18 protein-coding genes and 1 pseudogene are annotated in these 22,234 nt (G+C 48.1%); 16 read left to right on the forward strand and 3 right to left on the reverse strand.

Annotated features, from left to right (window positions below; all coding sequences use genetic code 11):
* A pseudogene (locus B5D40_RS12205) lies at positions 1 to 187 on the reverse strand (IS5/IS1182 family transposase); the annotation flags it as partial.
* Positions 188 to 543: 356 nt separating this feature from the next.
* Between B5D40_RS12205 and B5D40_RS12210 the strand changes: the two are divergent.
* The 15 genes from B5D40_RS12210 to B5D40_RS12280 all read left to right on the forward strand — a co-directional run bounded on the left by B5D40_RS12210 (position 544) and on the right by B5D40_RS12280 (position 18,624).
* Complete coding sequence (locus B5D40_RS12210; RefSeq protein ID WP_073305686.1) at positions 544 to 2,427, forward strand: ABC transporter substrate-binding protein; 1,884 nt, start codon at positions 544 to 546, stop codon at positions 2,425 to 2,427.
* 9 nt (positions 2,428 to 2,436) lie between these two features.
* Positions 2,437 to 3,570 carry an ABC transporter permease gene (locus B5D40_RS12215; RefSeq protein WP_073305684.1) on the forward strand — a complete coding sequence of 378 codons (1,134 nt, stop codon included), beginning with the start codon at positions 2,437 to 2,439 and terminating at the stop codon, positions 3,568 to 3,570.
* A gap of 2 nt (positions 3,571 to 3,572) precedes the next feature.
* Positions 3,573 to 4,418, forward strand: coding sequence for an ABC transporter permease (locus B5D40_RS12220; protein ID WP_073305683.1), 846 nt, complete (start codon positions 3,573 to 3,575; stop codon positions 4,416 to 4,418).
* Positions 4,419 to 4,429: 11 nt separating this feature from the next.
* Positions 4,430 to 5,437, forward strand: coding sequence for an ABC transporter ATP-binding protein (locus B5D40_RS12225; RefSeq protein ID WP_073305681.1), 1,008 nt, complete (start codon positions 4,430 to 4,432; stop codon positions 5,435 to 5,437).
* The gene (locus tag B5D40_RS12230) at positions 5,427 to 6,239 is read left to right on the forward strand and encodes an ABC transporter ATP-binding protein (protein ID WP_073305679.1); all 813 of its coding nucleotides are present in this window, start codon (positions 5,427 to 5,429) and stop codon (positions 6,237 to 6,239) included. The genes B5D40_RS12225 and B5D40_RS12230 overlap by 11 nt, the downstream gene beginning before the upstream one ends.
* 87 nt (positions 6,240 to 6,326) lie before the next feature.
* Positions 6,327 to 8,093, forward strand: a complete 1,767-nt coding sequence (locus B5D40_RS12235; RefSeq protein WP_233134317.1) for a glycoside hydrolase family 44 protein — start codon at positions 6,327 to 6,329, stop codon at positions 8,091 to 8,093.
* Positions 8,094 to 8,112: 19 nt separating this feature from the next.
* Positions 8,113 to 10,047 carry a GTP-binding protein gene (locus B5D40_RS12240; RefSeq protein ID WP_078777129.1) on the forward strand — a complete coding sequence of 645 codons (1,935 nt, stop codon included), beginning with the start codon at positions 8,113 to 8,115 and terminating at the stop codon, positions 10,045 to 10,047.
* Between the two features lie 66 nt (positions 10,048 to 10,113).
* Positions 10,114 to 10,425: a hypothetical protein gene (locus B5D40_RS12245; RefSeq protein ID WP_078777130.1), complete on the forward strand. Its 312-nt coding sequence runs from the start codon at positions 10,114 to 10,116 to the stop codon at positions 10,423 to 10,425.
* A gap of 19 nt (positions 10,426 to 10,444) precedes the next feature.
* Positions 10,445 to 10,909 carry a hypothetical protein gene (locus tag B5D40_RS12250; RefSeq protein ID WP_078777131.1) on the forward strand — a complete coding sequence of 155 codons (465 nt, stop codon included), beginning with the start codon at positions 10,445 to 10,447 and terminating at the stop codon, positions 10,907 to 10,909.
* Between the two features lie 414 nt (positions 10,910 to 11,323).
* Positions 11,324 to 12,241, forward strand: a complete 918-nt coding sequence (locus B5D40_RS12255; protein WP_158222178.1) for an FRG domain-containing protein — start codon at positions 11,324 to 11,326, stop codon at positions 12,239 to 12,241.
* An 11-nt stretch (positions 12,242 to 12,252) separates the two neighbouring features.
* The gene (locus B5D40_RS12260; protein ID WP_159446931.1) at positions 12,253 to 12,597 is read left to right on the forward strand and encodes a hypothetical protein; all 345 of its coding nucleotides are present in this window, start codon (positions 12,253 to 12,255) and stop codon (positions 12,595 to 12,597) included.
* An 8-nt stretch (positions 12,598 to 12,605) separates the two neighbouring features.
* Positions 12,606 to 13,001 carry a hypothetical protein gene (locus B5D40_RS12265; protein WP_078777134.1) on the forward strand — a complete coding sequence of 132 codons (396 nt, stop codon included), beginning with the start codon at positions 12,606 to 12,608 and terminating at the stop codon, positions 12,999 to 13,001.
* Positions 13,002 to 13,015: 14 nt separating this feature from the next.
* The gene (locus B5D40_RS12270) at positions 13,016 to 15,373 is read left to right on the forward strand and encodes a GLUG motif-containing protein (protein WP_078777135.1); all 2,358 of its coding nucleotides are present in this window, start codon (positions 13,016 to 13,018) and stop codon (positions 15,371 to 15,373) included.
* A gap of 63 nt (positions 15,374 to 15,436) precedes the next feature.
* Positions 15,437 to 16,153, forward strand: a complete 717-nt coding sequence (locus tag B5D40_RS12275; protein WP_078777136.1) for a RipA family octameric membrane protein — start codon at positions 15,437 to 15,439, stop codon at positions 16,151 to 16,153.
* A gap of 26 nt (positions 16,154 to 16,179) precedes the next feature.
* The gene (locus B5D40_RS12280) at positions 16,180 to 18,624 is read left to right on the forward strand and encodes a GLUG motif-containing protein (RefSeq protein WP_078777137.1); all 2,445 of its coding nucleotides are present in this window, start codon (positions 16,180 to 16,182) and stop codon (positions 18,622 to 18,624) included.
* 263 nt (positions 18,625 to 18,887) lie between these two features.
* Here B5D40_RS12280 and B5D40_RS12285 read toward each other — a convergent pair whose 3' ends face one another.
* Positions 18,888 to 19,877, reverse strand: coding sequence for a helix-turn-helix transcriptional regulator (locus tag B5D40_RS12285; RefSeq protein WP_078777142.1), 990 nt, complete (start codon positions 19,875 to 19,877; stop codon positions 18,888 to 18,890).
* A 313-nt stretch (positions 19,878 to 20,190) separates the two neighbouring features.
* Positions 20,191 to 20,571 carry a hypothetical protein gene (locus B5D40_RS12290; RefSeq protein ID WP_078777138.1) on the reverse strand — a complete coding sequence of 127 codons (381 nt, stop codon included), beginning with the start codon at positions 20,569 to 20,571 and terminating at the stop codon, positions 20,191 to 20,193.
* Positions 20,572 to 21,211: 640 nt separating this feature from the next.
* Here B5D40_RS12290 and tuf point away from each other — a divergent pair.
* On the forward strand, positions 21,212 to 22,234 hold a 1,023-nt coding region (gene tuf / locus B5D40_RS12300; RefSeq protein WP_078777140.1), incomplete at its 3' end, for an elongation factor Tu.

Here is a 22,234-nt window from a genome sequence, read left to right on the forward strand (position 1 = left end):
CGGTCATGAGACGGATCGGCTTGTTTGGCGCACCCATCTTTTCGTCGAACAATTTGGAAAACTCGGTCTCGAACTTGTTCCAGTCAATCTTGTTCGCGAGAACGTAGAGGGGGTGCTTGTGGTTCAACTGTTCCTCAAGGGAGCAGAAAAGGCTTGTCTGGGCGTGGGATTTTGGCGGTCTGTACATGAAAAAAATGCAAGGTTTTCAGTCATATTTTAGAAAACCTTGCAATAATTTCACAGGGTAGAAATCAGTTTTTCCCAATAGTTATGCGGGTTGGACGAGATTTTAAGGGAGGACTAACTATTTGTCTCTAATCTCTATTCCTTCTCCAAAATAATTTTTAAGGGTACCCCTGAGTCTTTCCCCGAAGCGGCTTGTGTGGATAATAAAAATTTACAAACTTCGGCTGACGGGCTTTTTTGCGAAAATAACAAATGAAAAAAAATTTACACTCTCTGCATTATTGGAAAACAAATGTAAATTATGCACGTCAAGTTTAATCTGGACGTTCTTGTGCAGAAAAATCAAGAGGATTATAGATGAATTGTTTGAAAACGATCGCCAAAGGCACGGTCGCTTTGTCGGCGTGCTTTGGTATTTTGGTCGGTTGTGGCGGCCCCGATTCTACCGATGCCGCATCGGATACCTTGCCGAGAAAGGAAACCCTGTATCTTTCCGGTCAGCAGTGGGGAACTCCGAACTCGTTCAACCCGCTTGCTGAAAGTTGGAATGCCGCTTGGCCGGTTGGCGGTCGCTTCAACCTGATGTATGAACCGCTGATTACCTATAATACCTTGAACGGGCGCATGGAGTCGCTTCTCGGCACTCTGGTGGAAGAATTGTCCAATAACGACAGTGTTGTCGTCGATTTGAACCCGAAGGCGAAGTGGAGCGACGGCGTTCCTGTTTCTGCAAAGGACGTGAAGTTTATTTTTGAACTTGGGCACCATTATTCCGGTGTCGCCATCAATACTTCCGAGCAGATTACGGGAGTCAATGTACAGGTCGTCGCTACTGTGGATTCCGCTTCGGGCGATACGCTTTCCAAAGTAGAACGTCTTTCCTTTATGATTAACAAGAACGGGCGCAATAATCCGCTTTCTGTTCGCGACCTTCTTCAGGCGATTCGCATTGTTCCAGAACATATTTTCGGCAAGCTGATTGCGGAAAAGGGCAATTCGGTCGAAGAAGTCAAGAAATTGATGCTGGACAAGAACCCCGCCGATGGAAAGGATCCGGTGATTTCGGGGCCTTATAATCTTTCTGGCTATTCGACGACAAAAATCATTTTGAAACGTCGGGATGATTATTGGGGAAATGAGGCACTTCATAATGGCAAGTTGCCTGCGCCGAAGTTCATCGTTCACCCGATTTACAAATCGAACGAGCACAGCACGATCGCTTTGCGCGACGGCGACCTCGATGCTTCGATGAGCTTTGTTCCGCGCATTTGGCGCAAGGCGGGAGCGGACGTCCACGCGTGGTTTGACAAACCGCCGTATTTTGCCCCGGGCGCCATGCCGATGATGATGATCAATACGCTGCGCAAACCGTTGGACAACAAGTATTTCCGCCGGGCGATTGCTACTGCGATTGACTATGCGGCTATCCGTCAGTTCGCCGTTTCCAATTACACTTCCGAGCTGGAACCGGGTCTGATCATGCCGACGAACCTCGAAGGCAAGTATGTAAATAAGGAAGATTGCGACCAGTACGGTGTCAAGCTGAATCTCACTGGTCAGGAACGCATCGATTCCACGCAGGCTTTGCTCAAGCTTGCCGGAGTCAAATCCGTATTCAACGAAAGCGGCGTTCTGGACCACATGGAATATGAAAACGGCGAACGCATCAAGACGATTTTCATCACCAGTCCGAACGGCTGGACCGACTGGGAAGCGATGGTGACGATTGCTGTCGAAAGCCTGCGCAAGGCGGGACTGGACATTCGAGAAGGCTTTGTGGATGGCGGTCAATACTGGCCGGCGATGGGGCAAGGGAACTTTGACCTCGTGATGCACAAGCCGACCGCCGACGTGACGCCGTCTTTGCCTTGGAGCCGCTTTAACGAAGTGATGTCTTCTCGCGACTGGGCTCCTCTTGGAAGCTGGGCGGGAACGAATATCGGTCGATACAACCAGCCGGGCACTCCGAATTTCCGCCCGGAAGTGGACTCTCTTTTGACCCTTATCCCGTTGATGACGGATTCTGTGGCCATCGCTTCGGCGTATCGCACCCTGAACCGCATCTTTATGGAAGATCAGGTTTCCATCCCTCTCGCTTATTTGCCGGAACAGTATTACGAATACAGCGACCGCGTTTGGACGAATTGGCCTAATGCCAACAATCCGCAAGGTCTTCCGCAGCAGTTGCCGTGGATTGCTTATGGTACGAATATTCTTTGGAATTTACAGCTTCAAAAATAAGGACGAACAATGCTGAAACAGTATCCTACACTTCGTTATGTCCTGCAAAAAGGTTTTTGGTATTTCCTGACTTTTATTGTCGCGGTTGCCCTTAACTTTGCGCTTCCCCGCTTGGGTGAAAACAACCCGGTGGATATCGTGATGGGCAAAGCAGCCCAGGGACTTTCGCCCGAAGAAGCCATGCAGAAAAAAGAAACGCTGCTCAAGGCGTTCGGCATGGCCGAACTGGACGATTCGGGAAATCTCATCTATGATACCATTCCAGAAGTCGATGCCGCAGGCAAGGCCGTTCTGGATGAAAACGGGCAACAGAAAAAGGCGGCAACTCCTCGCTTGTCGTCTAACATTTCCCAGTTCTTCAGCTATCTGAAAAACGTTTTCCACGGCGATTTGGGCTTGTCTTACAGCCAGTATCCTAAGCCGGTTCTGGAAATCATCAAGGAATCTCTGCCTTGGACTTTGCTTATCCAGTTCCCGACCATTGTCCTCGGCTGGATTTTTGGAAACCTTCTCGGTGCGTTCGCTGCCTACAAGCGTGGCATTTTTGACAAGGTCTTCTTCCCGGTGGCAATGTTCTTGAACGGCATCCCGTATTTTGTATTCGGTATGCTTTTGGTCGCCCTTTTCTCCATTACTTTGGGCTGGTTCCCGGCGATGAACGCTTACGGCATGGATGTGATTCCGGGCTTTAACTGGGCGTTCTTCAAGTCGGTCGCTTATTACTATGTGCTTCCGTTCTTCTCTTGCTTCCCGATTCTTCTTTCCGGCCAGGCGACGGGTATGCGTTCCATGGCGATTTATGAATTGGGAACGGACTATATGAAATATGCGAAATGGCTCGGCCTTCGCGAAGGCAAAATCATTTCCTATGTGTTCCGCAATGCGATGCTTCCGCAGCTTACCGGTCTTGCCCAGTCGCTCGGCGCGATGGTCGGCGGCGCTCTGATTACGGAAATGATTTTCTCTTATCCGGGTCTCGGCATGGCGATGCTTACCGCTATCCAGCAGAACGACTATGCGACTATTCAGGGATGCACGCTCATGATTTCGACTTGCGTCCTCGTGGCAAACTTCCTTGTGGACATCTTGATTGCCGTCTTTGATCCGCGCGTGAAGGCCGGCTTGCAGATGGGAGGTAAATAATTATGTGGAAACTTCTCAGAAACTTAATGAAGTCCCCGATGTTTGTTATCGGTGTCGGGATTTTCTTCCTGTCGCTTTTCGTGGCGATTTTGGGTCCGGTCTTTTACAATGTGGACATCAATGCCCGCGATATCGTCGCTGGTCCCTATGCCCCCTCTAGTTCGGAGCATCTTTTGGGAACCGACCATCTGGGGCGCGACTATGTATCGCTTTTGATTTCCGGATTGCGCTCCTCGCTCTATGTCGGCTTGATCGCTGGCGTGATTGCGACGACTATCGGCGTGTTTATCGGCTTGTTCGGCGGTTTCCGCGGCGGTTGGATCGACGAAATTCTGAACATGGGAACGAACCTTTTTATCGTCATCCCGCAGTTCGTGATTCTCGTTCTCATCAGCTCTGCCGTGAAGGAAGGCCGCTCCCTGACGCTCATCGGCCTGATTATCGGTTTGACTTCCTGGAGCTGGTCGGCTCGTGCCGTTCGCGCCCAGGCGTCTTCGCTTCGCAGCCGCGACCATATTTCGCTGGCCCGCATTAACGGGGCAAGTTCCTTGACGATTGTGGTCAAGCACGTTCTTCCGTATCTGCTTTCCTATGTGTTCATGGTGTTCATCATGCAGGTTTCTTCGGGAATCCTTTCCGAAGCTTCCATTTCCATGATTGGCCTCGGACCTCTGGATTCTACATCGCTTGGCATTATCTTGAATCAGGCGAAGGATAACGGAGCCCTTTCCGACAGTATTTGGATTGCTTTCCTCCCGGCAACTCTGGTCATCACTCTGACAGTCTTTGCCTTGTATTTGATCAATACTTCTATGGAAGGCGTCTTTAACCCGCGTCTGCGCAAATAAGAGGTGACGATATGTCCGAAAATGTATTTGAAGTAGAAAATCTCAGCCTCTATTACTTGGGCCGTTTCGGCGACAAGACCCATGCGGTGACGAATGTTTCGTTCTCTATGAAGCAGGGCGAAATCTTGGGCATTGCTGGAGAATCCGGCTGCGGAAAGTCCACGCTGGTGTCCGGCCTTATGGGAATGTGCATTCCTCCGCTTTATCCGGAGTCCGGCGACGTTCGTGTTCGCAACGAGAAAGGCGAAATGGAATCCCTGATGAACCGTTCGATTGAAGACATCCGCTCCAATGTCCTTGCTCAGAAGGTTTCGATGATTCCACAGGGCGCGTTCAACGCTTTGAACCCGGTTCGTAAAATCAAGGATATCGCCGCCGACGTGATCGCCGCTCATCAGGAAGCGGGCAAAAAGCTGGATCATAAGGAAATTTATGACCGCCTTTGCGAACGTTTCGACTTGTTCGGCATGGATACGACGCGGGTTTTGAACTCGTATCCGATTCAGCTGACCGCCGGTGAACGCCAGCGCTCGGTCATCGGCATTTCTACGCTCTTGAATCCGCAGATGGTGATTGCCGACGAACCGACTTCCGCTTTGGACGTTTCGACCCAGAAAGAAGTGATCAAGATGATTTTCGATTTGCTGGACAAGGGCATTTTCCAGACGATGATTTTCATCACTCACGAACTTCCGCTTCTGTATCATGTCGCCGACAATATCGCTATCATGTATGCGGGCGAAATCGTGGAAAAGGGTACTGCGGAACAGGTGGTGAAGGATTCTCGCCATCCTTATACCCAGGCTCTGATGGGCGCGATGCTCAGTACGGAAGCCAGCCAGCGGACTAGGCATCCGGTGGCAATTGAAGGCGCGCCGCCCAGTCTCCGAAACAAGATTGTCGGTTGCCGTTTTGAACCGCGTTGCCGTTTTGAAGGCAAGTGTGCTGAATGCGCAAAGAATACCCAGAATCTCCGCGTTGTCGGCGATCGTGATGTGAGGTGCGATTATGCAAAATGATAAGCCCGTAGTTTTTTCTGCAAAGGGTGTCAGCAAAACTTTTGGTGCTGGCAAAAATTTGAAGACCGCAGTCGATAATGTGACTTTCGATATTTACGATGAAGAATTCATTTCGATTGTCGGCGGTTCGGGCTGCGGAAAATCCGTGCTCGCCAAGATCATGCTGGGACTTCACAAGCCGACGACTGGAGAATTTTCCTATCGCGGACACGAAATCAAGAATCTGAAAGAACACTGGAACGAAGTCCAATTTGTTTTTCAGGATCCGTTCGGATGCTTCAACCAGTTTTTCACGATCCGCAGCCAGCTGGAAGATGCTCTGAACATTCTCAAGGACAAGCCGAGCAAGGAAGAAATTCGGCAGCGCGTTGACGAAGGCCTGTTGGCGGTGAACGTAAAGCCCGAAGATATTGAAGGCAAGTACCCGTTTGAACTTTCCGGCGGCCAGATGCAGCGTATGCTTCTCGCCCGAATTTTCGCTCTCCGGCCCAAAGTGCTTATCGCCGACGAAGCGACTTCGATGGTGGACGCCTGCGTGCGCGCCAACATTCTGGACTATCTTCGCAAATTGAAAGACCAGTTGAAGATGACGGTCGTGTTTGTGACTCACGACATCGGCCTCGCAAACTATGTGAGTGACCGTATCTTCATTATGCACGACGGAAAAATTGTGAACCAGGGAACTCCGGCTGAAGTGCTGGATCATACGACGGAGCCGAATACTCTGAAGCTGCTCGATGATATTCCCGAAGTCCACAAGACGGAATGGATACCGAACAGCCATCGCGCGAAAAAGGCTTAGTCGGCGTTCAAAATTGCTTTTCGAGATGCGTCGCTTCCTGGCGACGCTTCCTTGTATAAGGCGAATGTAAATCAAAAGGAGAATGCTATGGATTGGTGTGTAAAATTAAGAATCGGAGTGTTGGCGTTTGCCATGGCTTTGCCCGCCACTTCTTTTGCTGCGATAGATGTTCTGGTGGATTCCAGAGCGGGCATGCAAAAAATTTCCCCGTACATCTATGGTAAAAATATCACCGGGATAAACGATACGGAAAAAGATGCCCAGGACGAAACGAAAATCGCTTCGGAAGATTCTACCATTCAGCGGATGAACGAAATCGGATTTCGCTTTTTTCGGGCGAATAGTGGAAACAATGCGACGCGTTACAATTGGCGCAAAAAGCTGACCGTGCACCCGGACTGGTACAACAACGTCTATGAGCATGACTGGGACATAACCGCCAAAACGATTCAGGATAAACTTCCCGGTGCGAATGCCATGTATGCGCTCCAGCTTTCGGGGTATGCGGCTTCGACGACGGCGAACAATTTTAACGATTGGGATTTTTACCAGACGAATGGAGCTTGGGCGAAGTCCACACTGGATTTGGCGGGCGGGGGCGAGGTCTCTGCCGACGGGCAGACCGCGTTGAAAACGGGAGACTACAGGCTTTACAACGAAGAGTGGCCGGCGGATTCGACGGTCGCCATTTTGAATCATTGGAAGGACAATTTGAAGTTGGACATGAAAAGGTTTGAATACTGGAGCATGGACAACGAAATGGAAATTTGGGACGGAACGCACAGCGATTTGCCGCTGACCGTGACGCAGCAGTTTTTGGTAGAGCGCTATTTGGATGTCGCGAAGAAAGCGCGCGCCGCCTGGAAAGATGTGAAGCTGACGGGGCCCGTGACCGCGAATGAATGGCAATGGTGCGGTGTCAAGAGCGACCCGAATGCGGGGGAGGATCGCAATTATTGCTGGCTGGAGTACTTTATCAAAAAAGTTGCCGAAGCGCAAAAGACGAGCGGCGTCAAATTGTTGGATGTTCTGGACATTCACTGGTATCCGGCGGAAAAATCATACGAAGAACGCATCAACTGGCATCGGGTATTTTTTGATACAACCTACGTTTATTCGGGAGCGAACGGCATAAAAAACGTCAATGGCGGCTGGGACAATTCCATCAACAAGGAATTTATTTTCAAACGCCTGAACGACTGGATGAACGCTTATTTCGGTGAAAATCACGGCATCGGATTGGGACTTACGGAAACGGACATTACGTCGGACGATGCCATGCTGACGGCTTTGGTTTATGCTTCTTTCCTGGGGACGTTCATGGATCATGGGGTTGAATTATTTTCTCCTTGGGGCTGGGGCGCAGGCATGGATGAAGTGGCGCACCTGTTCATTCGCTATGGGCATGATTTCCGGGTCGCATCGACTTCCAACAATGATTCGCTGGTGTCCGCCTATTCTTCGGTAACGGAAGCTCTGGATTCGATGACGGTTATTTTGGTGAATCGATCCGAAAAGGAATCGCAGTCGGTGAATTTGTCCGTGGAAAATTTCGACGCCAATTCAGCGGCAAAAACTTTGACGCTTTCGGGCTTGGTCGGCGAGACTTTTGTCTCCCACACGAAAAACGCACTCCAATCGGGAAATGCCGTTGTCGCAGCGGGAAAAATTTCTCTTGAACTTCCCGCCAAGTCCATTACGGCGATTCTTTTGACCAATCGGAACCCGAACGCGATTCCGAAAAGAGCGATTCGCGCCGTTCCAAAAAAGACGGGCACTCCGAGATATGTAAATGGACGGGTCGCCAAGAAAAATCGAAACGCTTCCCATCCGATGCCGACGTTTGCCAAATAAGTCTTGACGAAATTTTCCTATGCGGCCCATTCGGAACATCGCGATTCTAGCTCATGTGGATGCGGGTAAGACGACTCTTTCCGAGCGCATCCTTTTTACTGCTGGAGAAGTTCGGCTCCCCGGAAACGTGGAAGACGGATTGGCGACCATGGATTACTTGCCCGAGGAACGCAAACGGGGAATTACGATTGAATCGGGAATCGCGCATTTTGAATGGCGAGGAATCTGGTTCAATTTTATAGACACTCCCGGCCATGTGGATTTTGGAGCGGAAGTGGATATGGCGCTTTCCGCCGTGGATGGAGCCGTTCTGGTAATTTCGGCGATAGATGGCGTAGAAACGCAGACCCTTTCTGCCTGGAAAAAACTTCGGGAAAGGGGAATTCGCACTCTCATTTTTATCAATAAGCTGGACAGTTCTAGCGCTTCTTTGGATGACACGCTGATCGCGATAGAGGAGCATTTCGGGGTGCGTCCGGTTTTGCTTTCTTGCCCGGAATTTTCTTCGGATTCAAATGAGCGGGGCATTCTGGCGGAATGGGACGTGGTCAGCGGAATGCGTCTGGTTTTGCAGAACGGAAAGGAAGAACCGCAAAAAATCGCCGCTTCGGATTTTGCTCAAAAGGCGTTGCGGAAAATGTTTGCAGAAGCAGCGGAAGCCGCTTCGGAATACGACGATGAAATTTTGTCGCTTGCGCTTGACGGGAAAAGTGTTCCCCCGAAAATGCTTGTCCGCGGATTGGAATGCTTGTGCGCAAATGACAAATACGTCCTTTGCTATGCGGGGTCGGCAAAGCAGAATTTTGGCGTGCGCAGTTTAATGGCGGGGCTTTCCTTCTTTTTACAGTCTTCGCCCGCGTTTGGCAAAAAGCGGCTCGGCGAGGTCGTGCGCTTGCGGCATTTTACGGATTTGGGGGAAATTGCTCTGTTTCGTTGCATGGCAAATGTCCGCGCGGGAAAAATTCCGGAAGGGCTGGAATTTTTCCGTTTGAAAGCCGCGCAACTTTTCCCGGTTCAAGAACTTTTTGCCGGCGATATTTATGCGCTTCGTTCGCCAAAACGCTTGTCGCTGGGAATGCGCCTGTCGCTTTCGGGGGAACCGATGGATTTGGAAAATCGGGCAGGGCAGGAAAATTACCATTCCCTTTTGCAGACTCGGCTGGAATGCCTGCGGAGCGAAGATTTTACTCTTGTGGAAAGCAGTCTGGAACTTCTTGTGCGGATGGATCCGTCGATTCGCATTGTTCCCCGTCCCGATGTGGGCTGCTGGCTGCTTTATACGGTCGGCGAAGTCCAGCTAGAAGTGATTCTCGAACGGCTCAAGCGGGAATTCGGTTGTGACGTCCGGGCGGGAAATCCCGATGTGCTGTGGCAGGAACGCTTGAACGATTCTCTTTCTCCAGTGGAAAATTCTTTCTGTGCGGGGCCGTTTTCGGTGAAGCTTTCGCTTGCCGCCAAAAGGCTCCCTGAAACGTCGACGGAAGTTTCGCTTGCGGGGAGCGCCTTGAAGGGCCTTTCGCCCGATGTTCTCGCAGGGCTCCGGTCGGCGATTTCGGAATGCGCTTCGATTGGCGTTTTGGGAAAGGGCGCGCTGGTCGGGGTCGAATTTTTGATCGATGATTTTTCTGCGGTCGAAAACACTCCGGTCCCGATGATCAAGAAAGCTTGTGCGGATGCGGTGGAAAAGCTCGTTCGCCCGGCGGATATATGCCTGTATGAACCTTACATGGAGCTTTCGCTCGAATGCCCGGCGGAATATGCGGGGCTTCTCGGCGGAGACATTTTGTCCCGCGAAGGGAAAATCGTTTCGGTCGGGGGAAACGGTGTCATGCATACGTTTACGGCGGAACTTCCGCTGCGGAAGCTGTTCGGCTATGCGACGGCGGTTCGCTCCGGGTGCAAGGGTCGCGCGGAATACTCGATGCGGCTTTTGGAATATCGCAGGGCGAAGTAAGGACGACTTATTTCTGATTCCACCAGTTCATTTCGGCTTGAATTGCCTGGTTGATGATTGGATGAAATGACCCACGAATTTAAACATGTCGTGGATTTGCCTCTTTTGCAAAATTTGGTGTATATTTATGGACTGAACGAGTTCCGCAAATTGGATTGGGCGTTGCGAGCCGTCCGTGGCAAGGACTGGTGCTGGCCGTATCTCAAAGGGAAACTCGATTCTTGGATTGCGACGAATAATTCTTTATTGAACGCAAAATTAAAAATATGCAAGACCGGCTTGATTTTATGGAAAATGAAGATACCCTTGGGCAGCATCGGTATAGCAACATTCCGCTCCTCAAGGATGTCTATGACGAATATCTTTCCGAAATATTGAAACCATGAAAATGTAAATCTTGTCGATTCTTTTTGCCGTGGGGATTTCCTTTGCTGTTTCCGCAAAGGATTTTCCCTGTATTTCTAAACCGGATGAGCAGGGAAAATGTTGGACGCTTGTAAAAGATCCGCGCGACGGACAGGAATATCTCTCGATAAAGGCGTGCAAGCCTATTTCTGAGGGTGGGGCTTGTCATATTCACTATGTGGAAAATTCTCGATACAAGTCGCCGAATGCCGAGTGTGGCAAGGGAAAGGACTTTTATTATGGTTGCCTTTATCCTGCAAAGGAAGAGAAACTCGCATGCCCGGATTTTGGAGTTGAAACTAGTTGTAAACTTTATTTTGAATGGCGACCGACATATGAAGTGACCAGTAGAGAGTATGCAAAAATACGAAAGAAAATTTTGAATAAAAAGAACAGGGAAGTAAAAGAAGAACGGGACACGGGATGCGGAACATCGAGCTTAGTCGAGAAAACTTAAAGCTTTGAACAGCGGGATTTAAATTGCTGAAAATCAGAACATAGATGTCTGCAAATCTAAGCTCTAAACTCTCAGCTCTGACAACGGCTCGCTCGACAGTCCAATCCATAATCCCTTCTCCCTGTTCCCTAGCTGCTCGCTAGTCACTGATCACTGATATCTGACTTCTGTCAACTATCAACTAAGCTCTAACCACTGATTCCTGACAACTTACAGTTCGCTAAACAGTCAATTCCTCATTGCTCATTGCTAATTCCTCTCTAATCCCTACTTCCCCGTATCCCAAATCACTTTTTTCGGTGAATTTCCCAAAATCTCTTGACAACGTTTTTTTTTTCTTATGTTTAAAAGGTAAGTAAGCGGAAAGTCTGTTATCTTTTAAAAAGATTGCCGACCCGCTTGCGAAGGATGAAGATGGAAGAGATTCGTTCTGTCGCCGAATATATCGAGTGCCTGAAAGGCTACCAGCGAAGCGGCCTGTGCGGTTATCGCCCGGATGTCCGCTACTATTACCGCGGCGAATCCAGGGATTACGGGGCGACGAGCGGCCAGGCGATGATCGGTCGCGGAAACTGGCTGGAGGGGCACAACGAAGCGAAGCTTTTCCGGGAATGCGAGCGACGGCTGACGGACGAATTCCTGGACTGCAAATCGACCTTCGAAAAGTTGGTGATGATGCAGCATTACGGCATCCCGACGCGGATTCTCGACATTTCGCTCGACCCTCTTGTCGCGCTTTTCTTTGCGCTCTACCTGGACCCTCGCGGTAGAAAGGACGATAGCGGCGACGGAGTCGTTTTGGCTTATGAAGTCCCGGAAAACAGCATCAAGAACTACCATTCCGATGCGGTGAGTGTCGTGTCGAACCTGGCGGTCTATTCGCACTATGACGATTTGGACGTTGAAAAAATTTGTCGGGCACATGGAAAAGAGCGGAAGGAGTTCAACAAGGACGATGCCGTGCAGCACTTGCTTCACGAAATCAAGGCGGAGAAACCGTATTTTTTGGACTGGATCAATCCGGACGACCTGTCGTCTGTCTTTTGCGTGCACCCGCTTCTCACGAACCCGCGGATCAAGGCGCAACAGGGCGCATTCCTGCTCTTTGGACTGAAAGGCGACCAGCACCATCTGGCGACGCTCGAAAGCAGCAAGCAGAAAGAAAAAATTCGGATGCGGAAAGTTCGGATTCCGCACTCGGCGAAGGAAAATATCCGCGGGGAGCTGCAGCTGCTCGCCCGGACGGTGGATGTGATTTACCCGGATTGGGACGGCGTGAGCGACTACTTCGCCCGGTTCTACGGGAAAACGGCAGACAATTTTTACAAATAAGGAGAATGAAGATGGATGATACTTATAAAATTGAATGCTATGTGGAAACGATTTCGTCCGATGGGAACGTAACGGTTCGCGGCGTGGACGGATATCGGTTGGAAAAGAAAGAGGGCGAAAAGGAGAAAGCGTATAATGTGTTTTGGAAAGTTGAAGATGCTAAAAATGACGAGGATGGTGAAGTTCCGGTAAAAGTTTTCTCGGCTGAGAAAAGTTTGTCGCTTGAGGAAAATTCGAAAGAACTCCAATTCCTTTTGACCGCCAAGGCGAACCATTTGAAGGCTTCATTGGATGTGGCTTTGGGTAATGCCGATGAAAAAGACAAAGTGTTGATACAAAAGGTTTCTTTAATTTAAGGAGAGGAATGAAAATGAAGATTATTCTGCTTGCAGGGAACGCCAATGTGGGAAAAACATCGACGATGAATATTGTTTATGATAGGTTGATTCGAGAAGGGGCAATACTTGATAAGGGAACTCCTCCAGAGCAATCTGAAAAAAGGAAAAAGGACTTTGAATGTGTCCTTTTGTATAAAGGGCAAAAAGTGGCGGTTCATTCTGAAGGTGATTTTTTAAACGAGTGCTTTGAGGCGATTGAAAGATTTAGGGAGAGTGCAGATATTTTGGTCTTGGCTTGTCGGAAAAGAATGAGAGCTAAGCTAGAAGAGAGAATAAAAAAATTTTCAATGGAGTGTGAAATTGTTGAAAAGATGCTTAGCGATGATGAGCAAAAAGCGTTAGAAATTCTCCAAAAAATTTAGGAACGAGGTTAAAAATGAAAAGAATAATAGAATGCTTGATTGTTGCGTTGATGTTTTTGGGCTCGTCCGCTTTTGCGGATTGGGACGGTTCATCCAGCGAGCCTAAAAATACAAGGGAAATCGACGGCAAGATTTTTTACGAAATTTCCAACCCCGAAGAACTGGCTTGGTTTGCCGCACAGGTGAATAGTGGAAAATCAACGATCAATGCTGTTCTGGTAAATGACATCAAATTTGTGGATGATACGAACAAGACTAGCTCCGTAAATTGGACGCCAATTAGCAACTATTCTACGGTAATGTTTAATGGAATTTTTGATGGCTTAGGATATACGATTTATGGATTGTCTAGTCGGGGTGTCTTTGGATATACGGACACGGTTGCAATTGTTAAAAATCTAAAACTAAGCAAAAGCTCCGTAATACGACCAAACTATGATGTTGGTGGCGGGATTGTTTCTCTAAATAAAGGATTTATTTTCAATTGTATAAACTATGGAAGTATTGAGGTTAGAAAATATGATGGTCATAGCACGGTTGTTGGTGGAATTGTTGGAATAAATCGGGGTGGAACCGTTGAAAATTGTATAAATGAAGGGGAGTTCAAGGCTTATTCCAGTCATTATGGAGATACGATTTTTTTTGATGTAGGTGGAATTGTTGGTAAGAATGATTCGGGGATTGTTTTGAATTGTGAAAATAGAGGAAAAATTACTAGTTTTCTGAATTTGGGGGTTATAGGAGGGATTGTTGGCAAAAATATCGGTACGGTATCAAATTGTAAAAATATTGCTGAAAAAATTGCAGGCTCTGGGGTAAGAGCAGGAGGTATTGTTGGGGAAAATTCTCTAGGAAGTTCTATCGAAAATAGCACAAATGATGGTACTGTTTTATCTTTTATGGGTAAAGATTATAAAATAGAAAGCGAATATGCCGGAGGAATCGCTTCTCATAATTTAGGCTCAATTTTTCGTTGCGTGAATAGAGGCAGAATTGGTGGCGGATATTCTGGAGGCATTGTTGGAAAAAACGACGTTGTCGGCTCTATTTCTTTTTGTGAAAATAGTGGTAGTGTTTATGGTATTACTAATAGTAGTCTTGCTACTGTTTATTCGATTGGAGGTATTGCAGGAGATAATGAGGGGGGTGTTTCTAGGTGTAAAAATAAAGGGTCGATTTATTGCAAGGAAAAAGATGCCAAGTGTTTGGCAGGAGGTATTGTGGGGAGTAGCTATGGCAATAACATTATTTCTGTATGTATAAACGAGGGAGCTATACAGGCAAGTTCTACGCTTCTTTCGGATTATAGCGCTATTGGAGGGATTGCAGGAACTAGTCAAGGCGATTCTATTATTAACTGCATCAATCGAGGAGAAATATCTGGAGTATCTTATTCAATATCTTCTTCTGGGGGACTTGTTGGTAAAAGTTACAAAGGTTCACTGCTTTGCAATAGTTACAATGCAGGGCTTGGAATAAATGATGCCGCTCATGGTATTGTTGCTAAGGTCGAAAATGGAAAGGTGATTAATTGTTTTTTTGATTATCAAGTTTTTTTAAGTTCAAAGCGAGGGGAGTATGATAAAACTATGGCTACTTCTGAAATGCAAACGGATGCTTTTGCTTGGAGCCTTAACACTACGGAAGGAACCAGACAAAATAGTGAAATTTGGAGCCGTGATAGAGCGGGTTATCCGATTTTTGCTGATTCTGTTTATAGACCTATTTATAAAGTTATTTTCAAAGATGGTAGTGACACGGATGAACGATATACAAATTATAAAGGGTTTGTAGATTTTCCGAAAAATAAAGGCGTTGATGGTTTGGTATTTACTGGTTGGTATACACAAAATGGATCTAAAGTAAACGAAGCTAGTGCTTTTGTGAAAGATCAGACTGTTTATGCAAAATATATAAATCCTTTCTCTACATATTTTACGATTCTATTTCTTAATGCCGATTCAAGTCTGTTGGATAGGCAATATGTTAAATACGGAATGAAACCTGTTTATAACGGAGTTCCCACTAAAAAATCAACGGACAAGTATTCTTATACATTTGCAGGATGGCACACGGAGATTGTTGCTGCGATGGAAGATTTTGCCTATTATGCCGTCTTCGATTCGACAAGAATCATTCCCCAAGCCATTCCGGAGACAGTCTCCGTCCCCACGTGGAGCGTCACCGCCGTGGGCTGGAATTTCCTGATTCACGTTGCGCCGGTCGGCAAATCTTATGCTCTCTTCGATCTGCAGGGAAAGGTTCTTGCCAAGGGCCGTGTTGAAAGCTCGGAGATGACGGTCTCCGCGCCTCGGGCAGGAAGCTACATCATCCGCGTCGGGGAACGTTCCGTTCGGGTGAATGTGAGGTGATGGAGATGAAAAAAAAGGTTTCGCAAACGATTTTTTTTTGCAAAGTTCAAAGGTCGAATCATAATGACGATGGATTCTGAAAACAACAACAGCTCGTTCGATGAATATGATCTGTACAAACAGTATTGGAAATGTCGCAACTTTGAACTGCAAAACTTGTGGCAACGTTCCATATTTTTAGCGACGTTCCTTGTTCTGTGCTTTACCGGTTATGGGTTCTTTTTCGTACATGCCTTTTTCGAAGGCTCAATGGTTACCGTATTCAACAATGATGTGAATTTGATTCCGGCACATATCATTGCTACTGTAATTTCTCTAATCGGGATGGTGATGAGCGTCTTGTGGACTTGCATGGCGAAAGGTTCTAAGGCTTGGTATGAAGTATATGAGCGGGCGATAGGAATGTTGGATAGTCATAAACAGTTTTCGAAATTTTCGTTTTTGAAAGATTGTCCGGTGGGAGGTTTTAGCATGGAAAATTTGCCGGGATATAAATCAAAGGGAGACACTCCTCAATTCAATACGGAGCTGTTTAGCTTAAAAGGCGGCCTTTACTCGCCTTCAAAAATCAATATCGTTATCGGACCGATTTGCTTTCTCATCTTTTGTGCCCTGTTCGCTCTGCATCTGGAATGCATCTTTTTGATGTTTGGCTTTTCTTTGGAAGAGTACGCTGTGCCGATTTTGTTCCTGCTTGTCATCGTTGTCTTGGGATATTTTTTGCGGGTAAAGCTGTCTTTGCAGAGTAGCGTACTGAAAATTAAGGATCCCGGTCGGTGATGGCGTGAATAAACGATATAAGGAAAATGAAAAAACAAATTCAAAGGAAAGTAAAAATGGTTGAAAAAATAAAGTCTCTGAGTTTTTGCCTGTTATTTTTTATCTCAGCATCTTTTGCTGCGAATTGGGACGGATTGTCTAGCGAACCGAAAAATACAAGGGAGATAGACGGCAAGGTCTTTTACGAGATTTCCAGTTCCGAAGAACTGGCTTGGTTTGCTGAACAGGTAAATGGTGGGAAAACAACGATCAATGCCGTTCTGGTAAATGACATCAAGTTTATGGATGCTACCAGCAAGACTAGCTCTAAGAATTGGACGCCGATCGGTAGTGATTCCACGATGAGGTTTAACGGGATTTTTGATGGTGCAGGGCGGACAATTTACGGATTGCGTTGTAATCGGACATTTGCCGGTATGTTCGGGGTGACGGATAAGGATGCCGTGATAAAAAATGTGAAATTGGCAAAATCATCTATAATAAGTGGTGTGCTTGATGAAGACGGGTATGTTTTTATTGGAGGCATTGTTGCAATCAATAACGGAGCTTTGTATGAGTGTGCCTATAGTGGCACTGTCTTCTATGCCAATAATGGTACTTCTATAGCACGTCCTTCTTCTATGGGCGGCATTGTGGGAATTAATAAAGGTTCTGTTGAGAATTGTACAAATAGAGGTACGATTACTGTCTCAGGTTTGTTTAGCGTTATTGTTGGAGGCATTGTTGGTATGAATTCTAGCTCATATAAAGGTTTTGGGAGGTGGGTATTTTATACGGTTAAGGGTTGTGTGAACGAAGGTTCTGTTTCCGTGATCAACGGCCCTTATTCCGACGCTATTGGTGGTATTGTGGGTGATAATAGCGGTTCTGTTGAGAATTGTACAAATAGCGGTATGATTACCGGCGAGAGAAGGGTTGGTGGTATTGTGGGTGATAATAGCGGTTCTGTTGAGAATTGTACAAATAGCGGTACGATTACCGGCGAGAAAGGGGTTGGTGGCATAGTGGGGACTGGAGGTTCTGTTGAGAATTGTACAAATAGCGGTACGATTACCGGCAAAAATGGGGTTGGTGGCATAGTGGGGTCTGTGGGGACTGGAGGTTCTGTTAAGAATTGTATGAACGAGGCTGTCATTAGCGCCGATAGTTCTGTTGGCGGCATAGTGGGGGCTGGAGTTTCTGTTGAGAATTGTATAAATAGCGGTACGATTACCGGCCAATATGAGGTTGGTGGAATCGTTGGATATAATCGCAGTGGTGGTACTGGTGTTAAGAATTGTATGAACGCGGGTCCTGTCTCTGGTCCTGTCTCTAGTACCAAAGCGAATCATGTTGGCGGTATTGCGGGGTGGAATAGTGGTACTGTTTCGGTTTGTACGAATAGTGGTTTAGTTGAAGGTGACAAGAGTGCTGGAATTGTCGGCTATAATGAAAACATGGTGACAGATTGTCGAAGCTTAGTTTTAACATCGAAGAGGAGGGGAAAGTATGCCGGTCTTGTTTATCAAAATAAAAAATCCTCCACCCCGTGGGTCGTTGCCACGATACGCAATAGTTTTAGCGTAGCAAACCATGCATTCGGTGGGATCATGGACAGCTTTGAGAACGAAGGAACTGTCGCTAATTGCTATTACGATTCTGCCGTATATACGAATAGTATCCCGTTAGGGCGCGAAATTCCGAATGCTGAAATGCGCACCTCCGATATGCAAAGCGACCGGTTTGCTTGGATTCTCAATACCACGAACGGCGATTCTGCGCACAGTGGTATCTGGAGTCGTGACAGCGTGGGTTATCCTATCTTCGCCGATTCTCTTCATAAACCTATTTATAAGGTGGTTTTTGATAATGGGCGAGACTCGATGGATTGCTTTACAAATTATAAAGGCTTGATTCCTTTTCCTAGTGATCCTGATCAGCCTGGTAAATTGTTCAGAGGCTGGTTTACTGATGATGGGGATAAAATAGATAACTTGACTATTTTTTCAAAAGACCAGACTGTGCATGCAGCCTATACTGACCTCTATTTCTCGATTCGCTTCTTTGATTCGGACTGGAGTCTGCTTGATTCACAATATGTAAAATATGGGGAATTTCCGGTTTATGGCGGACCGATTCCCAAAAAAACATCTAGCGGTAAATATGAATATGTTTTTTCTGGTTGGTCGCCAACGCTCAAAGCTGTGACAGGTGCGGTCACTTATACGGCCGTCTTTGACTCAACAAGAATCATTCCCCAAGCCGTTCCGGTAACAGTTCCCTTCTCTCCCACACGGAGCGTCACCGCCTCGGGCAGGAATTTCCAGATTCACGCCGCGCCGGTCGGCAAATCTTACGCTCTCTTCGACCTGCAGGGAAAGGTTCTCGCCAAGGGTCGCATTGAAAGTTCGGAGATGACGATTTCCGCACCTCGGGCAGGGAGCTACATCATCCGCGTTGGGAACCGTTCCGTCCGGATGAACGCAAGGTAGTTTCGGTTGAAAATTCAAAGATCGGCGGCCCGCAAGGGTCGCCTTTCTATTTGTACGAATTGCGAGGTTTCAGGCGGCTTCTCGGTTTGAGCCTATGTTTCGTTTGCACAAAGCATAAAAAGATTTCGTTAAAAAATGTTTGCTCTCCGCAACTTTTCTTAGGCGTGGCTTCGCTCAGAAAACATTTTCGCTTGGAACAAAAAGCTCGAGTTGTGAAAAAAACGCTTTGCCCTGTGATCCTGTCGTTCCCCGGATCGTTCTCGCTAATTCACCTTCTTCACCGGGCGGACGTATTTCCAGAACCGCCTGCAGTCGTGGTAGAAGTAGAAGAGTCTTCCCTGCGAGGTGTCAAGCTCGTAGCCCGCCGCGTGAAAGTCAAAGTTCTTCATCGCATCTTCCATCGCCGCTTCGACGCTCTGGTTTTCCGTCTCAAAGTCGAACGGTCCGTGCTCGAACACGATGTATTCGCCTTCCGCCACGTCCATCAGTTGCATCTGTGGCGGCACTTCACCGTTCCAGTCCGCCGGAAGCCGCACACCGTAACTTTCCGCAAGAGGAATTCCCCAGCTGCAGATTCTTCCCGTCGGCTCGTTGATGAACGCCATAATCTGTCCGCTTCCCGAATCCGCCTCGCTTCCGCCCGCATCGTCGAGCTTCCCCGGAATGTTTTCCAAAATTCCGCAAATCGTTTCGTAATCCTGGCTGGGAATCTTGTTCTGCCGCTGCCAGAAATCCCAGTAGCCGATGCTCTCGTAGTTTCTGATGTGAAGATACTTGTGTGCCGGAATCGTTACAAAGTAAGTCCTGATTTCGCCGGTTGAATTTTTGCCGTTTTCGTCTTTCATTTTGAATCCTCCGGTCTGGGCAAGAAAACAGTCGAAAGGTCGGATGACAGTCCGAAGCGCCACCGGGCGCGGGTTCGCGCGGAATTCGCTGGGCGTCATGCCGTAAGATTCCTTGAACGAGCGGGTGAACGCCTCGTGGCTCGAAAATCCGTGCTCAAGCGCAATCTCCAAAAGTCCCTTTTTCGTGTCGCGAACATCCTTGAGGGAAAACGCAAGGGAACGCTCCCGCAGATACTTCCGGAAGCTCATCCCGGAAATTTCGCGGAACTTGCGCGAAACATGGAATTCCGAAAATCCCAGCTTCTTGGATAGCGAAACGAGCGTCGCCTTTTCGTCCTCGTGATTCCTGATGCACCGGTCGATTTCCTCGACAACCGCTTGCACCATCAAATGCCATTCGCCAGCCATAGTTTCTCCTATCTGGTTGTAAAGATATAGAATGAAAACTGTTTCGGCTTGATTTGAATTGCGATTTTCCCCATCGGGCATCGAAAGCGCGGACTGTATAATAAATCCGATTTTCACCGAAATTGCAAACGAAATCGATTTCAAGTTTTTTTCGAACCGGACATCCGTTTTGATTCTTTTCGAAAGATTTCACAATCCCGCCATCCGCGGAAAAGAAGCTTGGCGTAAATGACGTTCTCCATCAGGTGAGTTTCTTCAAATTGCCTAAAGTTCAAACGAGAATTTCGCAGTCCCGGATCTGTAAAATAAAACTTTAGCGGTGAACCGATATAGCGCTTGCCCTTGATGTCAAAACGCTGTGCGGAATGGACAAGAAACGCGTCTTTGAGATAGCCGATGTATTTGGCGACCGGTCTATTTTTTCGGCATTTGACAGGGAACTTACGACAGAGGAAAGAATGCTCGAAATGTCGTCTAGATCGTGGACATTTCTGGTTTTGTTTCGCTGAATGATGCCGCGAATATAAACTTCCCGGAAAAGGGCGTCCAGATGCGTTTTTTTCTTGACCGGATTGTTTGGCTTTCGCAGATAGGAATTCAGGACGGATTCGAAAGCTCCGAAATCATCTGCCGAGTCAAAGACGAATCGGAGGATGTGGGTTATATTTGTTTTCAGATAGTCGTAAGTAGCCATTTCCCATGGCGTGAACCAGTTTGTCTAGGTAGGCATCTCTTTTTATCATTTTTCGAATTCCTATGGAAAATTTTTGCGTAAAACTGCAATTTTCTCCCTTATGATAAATATTTTGTTTCTGCGGGCTTCCATGGCGACATTCCAAATCCAGACAAATGGGCAACAATCAATCCGTCTCCAGAAAGACTTTTCCCGGGGAAACTTCAAAAAAGCTTGACAAAGTGCGAATCGAACTCGCCGACTGCGCCTTTGCCAACGGAAGCGAGGCGTCGGTCGATTAGTTGTTGTCGAATGCGGCAACTTACGGTTCGTCTTTGTATTGGTACAATGCCGTAGATGGATGTAAAAGATATATCTATTTTGAACAGTGTTATGACGGACGCGGACTGAAACTCTAGTTTGGAAATTTGGAATGTCGGAGGAGGATGGGCTCGCTCTCGGGCTGTTTTCTCCTTTTTGGTGCCTTTTGTATATTTTTTGTAAAAAAATGAAGGCGGAGTCTTGCATTTTTGAAGAAAATCAACTAAATTTGGGGTCTCAAATTCGGAAAGTAGCGCTTCCTATGCTTTCCGGATGTCAGGATGTATTTTCATCCGCGGATTTGAAGCGATAAACCTTCTGGTGAAGAAGAGGAATAAAAATGGCAAAAGAGAAGTTTGAAAGAACGAAGCCGCACTGCAACATCGGCACGATTGGCCACGTTGACCACGGCAAGACGACACTGACGGCGGCAATCTGCACGACGCTTGCCGCGAAGGGCCTGGCAGCGGCGAAGAAGTTCGACGAGATCGACAACGCGCCCGAAGAGAAGGCCCGCGGCATCACGATCAACACGTCGCACGTGGAATACCAGACGGAGAACCGCCACTACGCGCACGTCGACTGCCCGGGGCACGCCGACTACGTGAAGAACATGGTCACCGGCGCCGCCCAGATGGACGGTGCAATCCTCGTCGTCGCGGCGACCGACGGCCCGATGCCGCAGACCCGCGAGCACATCCTCCTCGCGCACCAGGTCGGCGTCCCCAAGATCGTCGTGTTCCTGAACAAGTGCGACATGGTTGACGACCCGGAACTCCTCGAACTCGTCGAGGAGGAAGTCCGCGACCTGCTGAAGCAGTACGGCTACGACGGCGACAACACCCCGATCATCCGCGGATCCGCGCTGAAGGCCCTCGAAGGCGACGCGGAATACCAGGAGAAGATCATGGAACTTATGAACGCCGTCGACGAATACATTCCGCAGCCGCAGCGCGAAGTGGACAAGCCGTTCCTGATGCCGATCGAAGACGTTTTCACGATCACTGGCCGCGGCACCGTCGCGACTGGCCGTATCGAACGCGGCAAGATCAACCTGAACGACAAGGTCGAGCGCGTCGGCCTCGGCGACACGGTCGAATACGTCGTAACCGGCGTCGAGATGTTCCGCAAGCTGCTCGACGACGCCCAGGCTGGCGACAACGTTGGCCTTTTGCTCCGCGGCGCGGAGAAGAAGGACATCATCCGTGGCATGGTCCTCGCCGCCCCGAAGTCCGTCACCCCGCACGCCCATTTCAAGGGCCAGATCTACGTTCTGAAGAAGGAAGAGGGCGGCCGCCACACGCCGTTCATGAACGGGTACCGCCCGCAGTTCTACTTCCGCACGACGGACGTGACAGGCACG

This window comes from Fibrobacter intestinalis, assembly GCF_900167415.1.
GTDB lineage: Bacteria > Fibrobacterota > Fibrobacteria > Fibrobacterales > Fibrobacteraceae > Hallerella > Hallerella intestinalis.